5 protein-coding genes and 1 pseudogene are annotated in these 9438 nt (G+C 71.9%); 5 read left to right on the top strand and 1 reads right to left on the bottom strand.

The genetic code is table 11. The features are described from left to right. The 4 genes and pseudogenes from ABZ281_RS23540 to ABZ281_RS23525 form a co-directional block, all read left to right on the top strand. Positions 1–301 (top strand): annotated as a pseudogene (locus ABZ281_RS23540) (hypothetical protein); the annotation flags it as partial. A gap of 257 nt (positions 302–558) precedes the next feature. Next, positions 559–2007, top strand: coding sequence for an MFS transporter (locus ABZ281_RS23535; RefSeq protein WP_356658365.1), 1449 nt, complete (start codon positions 559–561; stop codon positions 2005–2007). A gap of 152 nt (positions 2008–2159) precedes the next feature. Then, the gene (locus ABZ281_RS23530; protein WP_356658363.1) at positions 2160–4235 is read left to right on the top strand and encodes a SpoIIE family protein phosphatase; all 2076 of its coding nucleotides are present in this window, start codon (positions 2160–2162) and stop codon (positions 4233–4235) included. A gap of 209 nt (positions 4236–4444) precedes the next feature. Beyond that, positions 4445–6604 carry a SpoIIE family protein phosphatase gene (locus ABZ281_RS23525; RefSeq protein ID WP_356658361.1) on the top strand — a complete coding sequence of 720 codons (2160 nt, stop codon included), beginning with the start codon at positions 4445–4447 and terminating at the stop codon, positions 6602–6604. Between the two features lie 96 nt (positions 6605–6700). On the opposite strand, the gene ABZ281_RS23520 is transcribed toward ABZ281_RS23525, so the two are convergent. Beyond that, on the bottom strand, positions 6701–7888 hold the full coding sequence (locus tag ABZ281_RS23520; RefSeq protein ID WP_356658359.1) for a type III polyketide synthase: 1188 nt from the start codon (positions 7886–7888) through the stop codon (positions 6701–6703). Between the two features lie 518 nt (positions 7889–8406). Here ABZ281_RS23520 and ABZ281_RS23515 point away from each other — a divergent pair. After that, a partial coding sequence (locus ABZ281_RS23515; protein WP_356658357.1) for a glycosyltransferase family 2 protein occupies positions 8407–9438 on the top strand: 1032 nt, incomplete at its 3' end.

Genomic DNA, 9438 nt, shown 5'->3' with positions numbered 1-9438 from the left:
GCCCGCCCCAGGACCGCCGTCGGGACACGCGGCCGATGGCTACGGGCGGGCTACCAGGGGCGCGGGCAGGCTGGAGCGGGCCGCCCCGGGCCATGGTCGGCCGCACGCCCTGTCAGGGCTTCAGCCGGGCCGCCAAGCCCTCGAAGCAACGGTGGTGAATGGTGGTCAGGTCCACCCGCTCGGGGTGGCCACCGCCGCCGCCCCCGGTGCCCGCCTCGTGACGGTCGAGGGCATGCGCCACACGCTGCCCAGGGCACCGGACGAACACCTGGCCGCCGAGATCCTGCACCACACGTCATGAGCCCGGGTACCGGGACGGACAGGCGGGGCCACCTTCCGTGCCGGCCCTCCGCCGCCTAGAGTTCGGTCGCAGCGAGTCACCCACGAGGAGCGATCACATGGTCGGTGTCCCGAGCGCGCGTTGACGTTGTCGGCCGTGACCGGCCTGTCATCGCGTGCTGCCCCTGATGGTGCGGCACAGCGAGCCTTCTCCTGCCCGAACCACCGACGCACCTCTTGGGAGTGCGGTGGCGGGCCTCGTTGTCGGCAACACAAAGGATGCCCGTGCCGTCCGCCTCCTCCACTGAACCGCATTCCCGTCGGCCTGCTCGGTCCAGCTTGTGGCGGGACGCCGACTTCCGCAGACTCTGGGTGGGGCAGACCGCCTCCCAGCTCGGTGAACACGCAGGCTTGGTGGTCCTGCCGCTCCTGGCCGTCCTGACACTCGACGCCAGTGCCGGCCGGCTGGGCGTCCTCCGCGCCGTGGGGCAGGCGCCGATCCTGTTGCTGTCGCTCTTCGCCGGCGCGTGGGCGGACAGGTGGCGTACCCGCACGACGTTGGTGCTCACGGACGTCGGCCGCGCGCTGGCTCTGGGCGCTGTGGCCGTGGCCGGACTCTCCGGCCGGCTCGGCATGCCCGGCCTGCTCGCGTTCGCCTTCGCCGTCGGGGCCCTGTCCGTGTTCTTCGACGTGGCCTACCAGGCGTCGCTCGTACGACTGGTGGCACGCGACCAACTGGTGCGAGGCAACAGCGCGCTGGAAGGCAGCCGTTCCGCGGCGCAGATCGGCGGCCCCGCCCTCGGGGGTGCGCTGGTGTCCCTGCTGTCGGCGCCGATCGCCGCCGCCTCCGGCGCGCTGCTCTTCGCGCTGTCCTTCCTCTCGATCCGGGGGATGCGCCGGGCCGAGACGATGCCGGAGCGCCCGGACGACTCCCCGCGGGTCTGGCGGCGGATACACGAGGGCCTGCGCTTCGTCGCCGGGGACTCCGTGCTTCGGTTCGTGTGCCTGGCCTCGGCCGCGTTCCAGTTCTCCTTCGCGGCCATGATGACCGTCTACCTGCTGTTCCTGCCGCGGGAACTGCATCTGCCGGGCACCGTCGTGGGGCTGGCGCTCGCGGCGGCGGGACCGGGGGCGCTCCTGGGCTCGCTGCTGGCAGCCCGCCTGCCGAGCCGGTTCGGATACGGCCGGGTGCTCGTGTGCGCGGCGGCCCTCGGCGATGGCGTGTTCCTGTGTGTGCCCGCGCTGAACGGCACTTCCGCGGTGACGGTTCCCGCCCTCCTCGCGGTCGGCTTCGTGTTCGGCTTCGGCGGCCAGTTGGTGAACGTCACCGTCATGGCCGTACGGCAGGCCGTCACCCCGGACGGGCTGCAAGGCCGCGCGGCGGCGACGATCACGTTCGCCGGCATGGGGCTGGCCCCGTTCGGCTCCCTGGCCGGTGGATTCCTCACAGGGGAGTGGGGGCTGCGCACCGGTCTGCTGGTGACGGCCGCAGGCATGCTGCTGTCCCCGGTGGTGATGGCCCTCTCCCCGCTCGCACGCCTGGGACGAGAGCTTCCGGCCCCGCACGGCACGCCGCCGACGGCCGGTCGCACAAGGTCCCCCCGGACCTCACCAGGGACTGATCTTCCTGGCCGGAACCGGGACGTGTGGAAGGCTGGAAGGGTGAGGACCGACCCAGCACCCAGCGGGTACGGCGAGGGTCCCATGCCGGTCGTGAGGTCCGGCTGAGGGCGCGGCGCCCTCCCGGCGCGTCCCCTGGTCGAACGCGGGCCGCGTACCGCATCGTGAACGGGTTGCCGACCTGCGAGGAGACCGCCGAATGAGGCCGCCGGGGCAGGCAGGTGCGCCGGTGAGGTCGACAGGCCTAAGGGGCGAATGTGATGAGCCGAGCGATTCAGCCTCCGGAGGGTGATCCGGAGGAGACGGCATCCGGCCCGAGCGGGCTGATGGACCTCCTGAGCGTCGCCGCGGTGCTGGTGGAGGCCGACGGCCGGATCGACATGTGGAGCCCCCAGGCCGAGGAGCTGTTCGGCTACACCTTCGACGAAGCGGTCGGGCAGGACGCGGCCACCCTGCTGCTCCACCCCGAGCACCGGGAGGCGGGGCACGTACTGTTCGCCGAGGTGATGGAGACCGGCCGAGGTTGGGCGGGGCCGTTCCCCGTCCGGCGCAAGGACGGCGGCACCCGGACGGTCGAGTTCCGCAACATGCGGCTGACCGACAGCCTCGGCGACCACTACGCGCTCGGGCTGGCCACCGACCGGGCTACCGTGCGGCAGGTGGAGCGCAAGGTCGCCCTGTCCAGCCAGCTGGTCACCCAGGCGCCGATCGGCCTGTCCGTCCTGGACACCGAGTTGCGCTACGTGGCCGTCAACGGGGCCCTGGCCGCGATGCACGGCGTCCCCGAGGCCGACCACATGGGCCGCCACTTCCGGGAGATCCTGCCCGGCTCGCCCTTCGCGACCGTGGAGAACCAGATGCGGGAGGTTCTCCGGACCGGCCTGCCCCTGGTCGACGTGCAGGCGGTGGGCCGTACCCGGGCCGACCCGGACAACGACCACGCCTGGGCCGTGTCGTTCTACCGGCTCGAAGACCAGAGCGGGCACGTGCTGGGCATCGCCAACGTGGTCGTGGACGTCACCGACCGCTACGAGTCGGCCCGGCAGGCCGACCGGGCCCAGCAGCGCCTGCGCCTCATGGCCGACGGCTCGGCCCGGATCGGGACCACCCTGGAAGTGGAGCGGACCGCCCAGGAGCTGGCGGACGTCCTGGTGCCCGACCTGGCCGACATGGTCGCGGTGGACATCCTGGACTCCGTCCTGCGGACGGGCCGGCCGGACCGCGGCGAGGGCCCGGCACTGTTCCGCGCCCTGGCGGTGAAGACCGCCTTCCCCACCACCGCCTCCGAGGCGATCATCGCGCCCGGCCACCTCACGACCTACCACGCCGACCACCCGGCAGCCCACTGCCTGCGCACCCGCAAGCCCCTGCTGATCACCCACCTGGACAGCGGCGAGCTCAGTCGTATCGCGGCCGACGACGCCGCCGCCGGCCTGCTCGCCGAAGCCGGGGTCCACACCGACATGGCCGTCCCCCTCATCGCCCGCGGACAGATCATCGGCGTGATGGGCCTGGCCCGCGCGCGCAACCCGCAGCCCTTCGACGAGGACGACCTCACCCTGGCCTGCGAGCTGGCCGCGTCCGCCGCGCTGAGCATCGACAACGCCGTTCTGCACCAGCACATTCGCAGCGCCGCCGAAACCCTTCAGCGCAGCCTGCTGCCCCAGCCCTCGCCGCGCCGCCCCGGCCTGGAGATCGCTGCCCGGTACCGGCCCGCGCAGGCCTTCGCCGAGGTCGGCGGTGACTGGTACGACATCATCCCCCTCAGCGGTGACCGAACCGCCCTTGCGGTGGGCGACGTCATGGGCAGCGGCATCCCGGCCGCAACCGCCATGGGCCGGCTGCGCACCGCCACCTCCACCCTCGCCGACCTCGACCTGGCACCGAGCCGGATCCTCACCCACCTCGACAAGATCACACAGGGCCTGGACCCCTACATCGCCACGTGCGTGTACGCCGTCTACGACCCGCACGACCGCCGCTTGCACGTCGCCTGCGCCGGCCACCTGCCCCCGGTCCTGGTACGGGCCGGCGGACCACCCGAACTGCTCGACCTGCCCACGGGCACCCCGCTGGGCGTCGGCGGCGGACCCTTCGAAACCTCCACCCTCGCCATGAACCCCGGCGATCAACTGATCCTGTACACCGACGGGCTCGTCGAGACCCGCGACGACCCCATCGACAAGGGTCTGGACCATCTCCTGCGCCTGCTGGCCCCACCGCACCCGTCCGCGGAGGAGACCTGCGAACGGCTGCTCCAGCAACTGCGTCATCCCGCCGACCATGACGACGTCGCGCTTCTCATCGCTCATGCGCAGCCCCTGACCGCGCTCTGAGCGGTCTCCGACCCTTAGGAGGCAGAGGGCCCCGGCCAGGGGCCCTCTGCCTCCTAAGCGCACCGTCCGCGTCCACCGGTCAATCGCTGGTGTGTGCGAAGCGGCCCCCGGTGTTATTCAATGAGGTGTGCGGTCAGGGACTCGGGGCCCCACCGCACGGGTCCGAAAACAACCCCGGCACCCGCGCCGGGGATTGCTGAGAGAGCCGCATGGACTCCACACCCTCGCCCTCGTCCTCCTCGGCGTTCGACCTGGTCAGCCGCGCTCTGGGGCGCTATATCCCGCGTGGCGGAGCGGCGGCGCCCGTCGGTGCTGCCGATGTGCAGGACGACCGCACCCGCCGGCAACTCCCCGAGAACCCGGCGGCCGGCCGTCAGGAGCAGATCCTCGGCGCGCTCAACCTGGACACGGACCTGATCATCACCCGCTGCAACCTGGATGCCCCTGTGTTCGCGGGTCTGGACGCCGGAGTCGGGAAGCCGTTCTTCGATCTCCTGCCCCCCGGTGACGTGCCGACGGTCACACGGCGCTTGCGGCAGGTCATCGAGAGCGGTGAGGCGCACGTGGCCCGGATCCAGCGGCTGCGGCGGGCCGACGGGTCGGAGCTGGTGGTCTCCATGAGCATCCTGCCCGCCGCGGCACCCGAGGAGGGCCTGACCGTCTCCGTGATCGCCATGGCGAGGAGGCTGCACCTCTACGCCGCGGAGACCGCGATCGGCACCTCGCTGGACATCGGCGAGACGGCGCAGTCGCTGGCGGAGTCCCTGCTGGCCTGGGGAGACGTGGCCGCCGTCGACCTCGACTTCGCCGTGTGGACGGGCGAGGGGGTCACCGGAAAGGCGCAGGGACGCATTCGGCTGCGGCGGGCGGCCCTGGTGCCGGACCGGGTGTGGCCCGAGGGCTACATGATCCCGGGCGACGACCTTCCCGTGGACGCGAGTCGCCTGCTGGCGCAGGCGGTGCTGCGCGATGATGCCCCGCAGACCATCGTCATACCCGACCGGGAGGCACTCGAGAGGGTCTTCGGCAGCCCACGTGTGGCGCGCGCCCTGGTGCCCGGCGACCGGTCGGCAGGTCTGGCATGCATACCTCTGGTCCTGGACGGCGCACCGCCCGTCGTCCTGGGCGTGGCGGAGGTCTGGCGACGGGCGGACTGCCCCTTCCGCGACGGCGAGCTGTTCGACCTGCAGGAACTGGTCGCCAGGACCGCCCACCACGTCGACCTGGCCCGCCAGCACCAGCGTGAGCACACCCAGGTGCTGGCGTTGCAGCGCCGGCTCCTGCCCCGGGCCGGCGGCGACACCATCGAGATCGCCAGCGTCTACCAGCCGGCCACCCCCGACAGCGCGGGCGTCGGCGGCGACTGGGTGAACAGCTTCCCGCTGCCCGACGGCCGGACCGCACTGGTGGTCGGCGACGTAGTCGGGCACGGCCTGGGAGCCGCGGCCACCATGGGCCAGCTGAGCATGGAGGCCCGAGCGCTGCTGTCCGCGGGACTCGCGCCCGACCAGGTGCTGGAGCACCTGGACGAGACCGTGACCCTGCTGGACGACGCGGATTCCGGGCTGGCGGCCGGCTACAGCGCCCTCGGGTCGACGTGCTGCATCGCCCTCTACGACCCCGTCGGCCACCATGTGACGCTGTCCAGCGCGGGGCACCTCCCCCCGATCCTGGTCTCCCCGGACGGGCGGGCGGCCCCGCTCTCCATCCGCCCTCACCCCGGCCTGGGAGCCGAGTTCGCACTGCGGGAGCCGTTCGACGTGTACACGTTCGGCGTGCCCCCGGGATCCGTGCTGGCGCTCTACACCGACGGGCTGGTGGAGGACCGCGCCCTGTCGATCGACGAGGGCATCGACAGGCTGGCGGACGTCGTGTCCACGGTGCACCCCTGGGACGCACTGCAGCAGTCCGCACGGCAGATCGTCTCCACGCTGGCGCCCGTGCCGCAGCGCGACGACGTGACGCTGCTGCTCGCGCGGATGATCGGCTACCGCAAGGAGGACACGGCGACCTGGCGGCTGCCCGCCCGCGGCGATGCCCCTGCCCGGGCCCGCGCGCAGGTCTCCGAGCTGCTGAGGCGGTGGGGAACCAGGGACGACACCAGGGACAACGCGCTGTTGCTGGTCAGCGAGCTCGTCACGAACGCGGTGCGCTTCGCCGAAGGGCCCGTCACGGTGCGGCTGATCAGGGCCCGCCACGGCCTGCTGTGCGAGGTGGGCGACAGCGGCAACGGCAGACCGCGTCTGAGGCGGGGCGATCTGCTCGACAACGCCGGTCGCGGCCTGAGCGTCGTGCACCGGCTCACCACCCGGTGGGGAGTCCGGTGGACGGACACCGGGAAGGTCGTCTGGGCGGAAGTCGCGAGGTGACGCGGCCACACGCCGGGGACGCGGACGGCCCCGGGAGTGCGGCGGCGAAGGTCCGGGCGGCGTCGGCCGACGGTGCGGACGGCGCCCTCCGCCGTACTACAGCCACTGTCCTTCCAAGGCGGTGGCGGTGAGCCCCGGTGCCGCTGCGTACAGCACGGCGCGGTTGCCGGGCTTCTGCTGACCCGCGTCGTGCGCCCGCCGCAGGATGTCGAACACGGCGGCGCCTCCGCGGTTGCCGCTGGTGTAGCTGTCCCGGCTGTAATCGAGCAGCCCCGAGGGCCACGCGTCGGGCATCGTCTGCTCCATGTACTCCAGCACGCGGGTCCCCCCGGGGTGCGCGAGCAGTACGTCGGGGTGCCAGGAGTCGGGGTCGTCCTGGTACCGGGCGTGTAGCCACTCCCACATCGCGGTGACCGTTTCCTGTACGGCGCGCGGCCCACGCCGGTCCATCACGAAGTGGGTGCCGTCCGCCCGTGTCTCGAGGCGGTGCAGATCCTGGGTGCCGGGCAGGGTGTGGTGCCAGGCCGTGTCCAGGCGCAGCACCGACTCGGGCCGCGGGCGGCCCGTGACCACCGCGGCGACGGCGGTGTCCGCGAACAGCAACCGGACGATCAGGGACTCGAGGCTGTCGTCCGCGGGCTGGTAGGTCGTGCTCAGGGCCTCCGAGATGACGACCAGGACCACCCGGTCGGGGTCGGCGGCCACGAGATCCGCCGCCAGGGCCAGGGAGCGGGTCCCCGCGATGCAGGCCCACTGCGTGGCCGGCAGCAGCAACACGTCGTTGCGGAGCGACAGCCGGTTGGCCAGGGACACGTCGAGACCCGGCAGTGCCGGGGTGGTGGAGTGACTGGTGATCAGGCAGTCGATGTCCGCGGCGTCCAGACCGGCGATCTGGAGGGCCCCGCGCGCCGCGCGCTCGGCGTAGGACTGCACGGCCTCCCAGGCCGGTGCGGTGCGTTCCTGGACCGTCTGGGGCGCGGGTACGGTCTCGAGGGCGGCGATCACACGGTCCACGTCCTGCTGGGCGAACCCGCCCCGGGTCAAAGCCTCTTGGGCAGGCTGGACCCCGACCGCCGTCAGGCCGTTGCCCTTGCCGGCTGCGACGGCGGACTCCAGGGGCAGCATCCACCCGCGGGTCTCTATGCCGGTACTGGCCGCGATGCCGTCGATCCGCGGCGCCCACGCCGCATCCGGGTGCCGCTCGCTCACCTCCGCCACGATCTGGCTGGTCTTCACGGCGTGTTCGCCGTGTATCACGGCAGGCGGGCAGAGGTATGCGGCCATGGTGGGGCACCTTCCGAGAGGGCGGGGAGAATGTCACGAGGGCTGTGTCATGGGTCACTTTGGACTTCGTGTCCAAGAGAATGCCGGTGGGCCCCACTTCGGGGGCCGACGTCCGGTTCGAGCATGGACGTCAAATGGACATTTCCGCTGTGATGCAGACAACTTAGGCGGCCTTTGAGCGGTGTGACACGCCACACACCGTCAATGCGGAAGGTGCGCTACCGCTTTCAGTGTGGGACCGGGCCGAATGCCCTGCCCTTCCCTGACGTGCCGTCGCCCGGGAGCTGCCTGACGGCCCGTCGGTGACGCGATGACGTACGTCGGGGAGTGCACGCCACAGGTGCGGTCGGCACGCACCCGGACGGGTGGTTCCCACACTCCGACAGCGTAGGAGGGCGCCTCACGCGGGGCGGGCGGAGCGGGCCTGCCGGACACTCCATGGAGCCGCGTGTCGCCCGGCCCCGTCAGAAGCCGGACTGCCTCCCTCTGCACCGCACCCCCACGGCCCGGAGCCGCTCATGTCCCGTACGACCCCTCCCCGCGTGAGCGTGATCATCCCCGCGTACAACGCGATGCCGGAACTGACCCGATGCATCACCTCCGTCATGGAGCAGACGCTCGGCCCGGACGAGATCGAGATCATCGCGATCGACGACGGCTCGACCGACGGCACCGGACACGAACTGGACCGCCTCGCGCAGACCTGCTCCCACATGCGGGTCGTCCACCAGCCCAACAGCGGAGGGGCCGGAGGCCCGCGCAACACCGGCCTGGACAGGGCCGGCGGTGACTACGTCTTCTTCCTCGACTCCGACGACTACCTGGGCCCGGACGCCCTGCGCCGCATGGTCGCCATGGCGGACGAGAACCGCACCGACGTGGTTCTCGGCAAGATGGTGTCGGTCGGCGGACGAGCCGTGCCGACCGCGGTCTTCTCCCACAACCAGCCGCGCACGGACGTCTTCTCCTCCGCCGCCTACCGCACCCTGGGCTGCTGGAAGCTGTTCAGACGCTCGCTGATCGAACGGCTGAACCTCAGGTTCCCGCCGTACCGCAACTGTGAGGACAAGCCGTTCACGGCTGCCGCCTACCTCAACGCCGACGGCATCTCCGTGGTCGCCGACTACGACTGCTACTACTCCCGCAACCGCCGGAACGGCAACAACCTCACCCTCACCGCAGCCGACCTCGTCCACCGCATGGACGGCACCCGGCTGTGCTTCGAGACGGTCGCCCGCTACCTGGACCCCGGGCCGCGCCAGGACCGGATCATGCGCCGCCATGTGGAGTGGGAGCTGTGCGGGCCGCTGCGTGCCCTGCTGCCCCGGGAGAGCGAAGAGCGCGCACGGGAGTTCTTCTACCCGCAGTTGCGGCAGTGGGCGCAGACTTATGTGAGCGATGGCGTCTTCCAGTTGCTCGCCCCGCAGGACCGGCTGATCGTCCACCTTCTGCGCGCCGACCGCTACGAGGACCTCATGACCGCGGCCCGGCACGCGAAGGAGGACGCGGCGCGCGGCCACGTCGTGGACAAGGGCCGCGTCTACTGGGCC

The sequence above is a fragment of the Streptomyces sp. NPDC006265 genome, assembly GCF_040613555.1.
Lineage (GTDB): Bacteria > Actinomycetota > Actinomycetes > Streptomycetales > Streptomycetaceae > Streptomyces.
The sequence above is the reverse complement of the archived record's forward strand: the minus strand, read 5'-3'. Positions and strand labels throughout refer to the sequence as shown.

What these genes read in the sequence shown, in the direction of transcription:
- ABZ281_RS23535 (WP_356658365.1), top strand. Translation starts at nt 559, where the DNA reads ATGCCCGTGCCGTCCGCCTCCTCCACTGAACCGCATTCCCGTCGGCCT.
- ABZ281_RS23530 (WP_356658363.1), top strand. Translation starts at nt 2,160, where the DNA reads ATGAGCCGAGCGATTCAGCCTCCGGAGGGTGATCCGGAGGAGACGGCA.
- ABZ281_RS23525 (WP_356658361.1), top strand. Translation starts at nt 4,445, where the DNA reads ATGGACTCCACACCCTCGCCCTCGTCCTCCTCGGCGTTCGACCTGGTC.
- ABZ281_RS23520 (WP_356658359.1), bottom strand. Translation starts at nt 7,888, where the DNA reads ATGGCCGCATACCTCTGCCCGCCTGCCGTGATACACGGCGAACACGCC.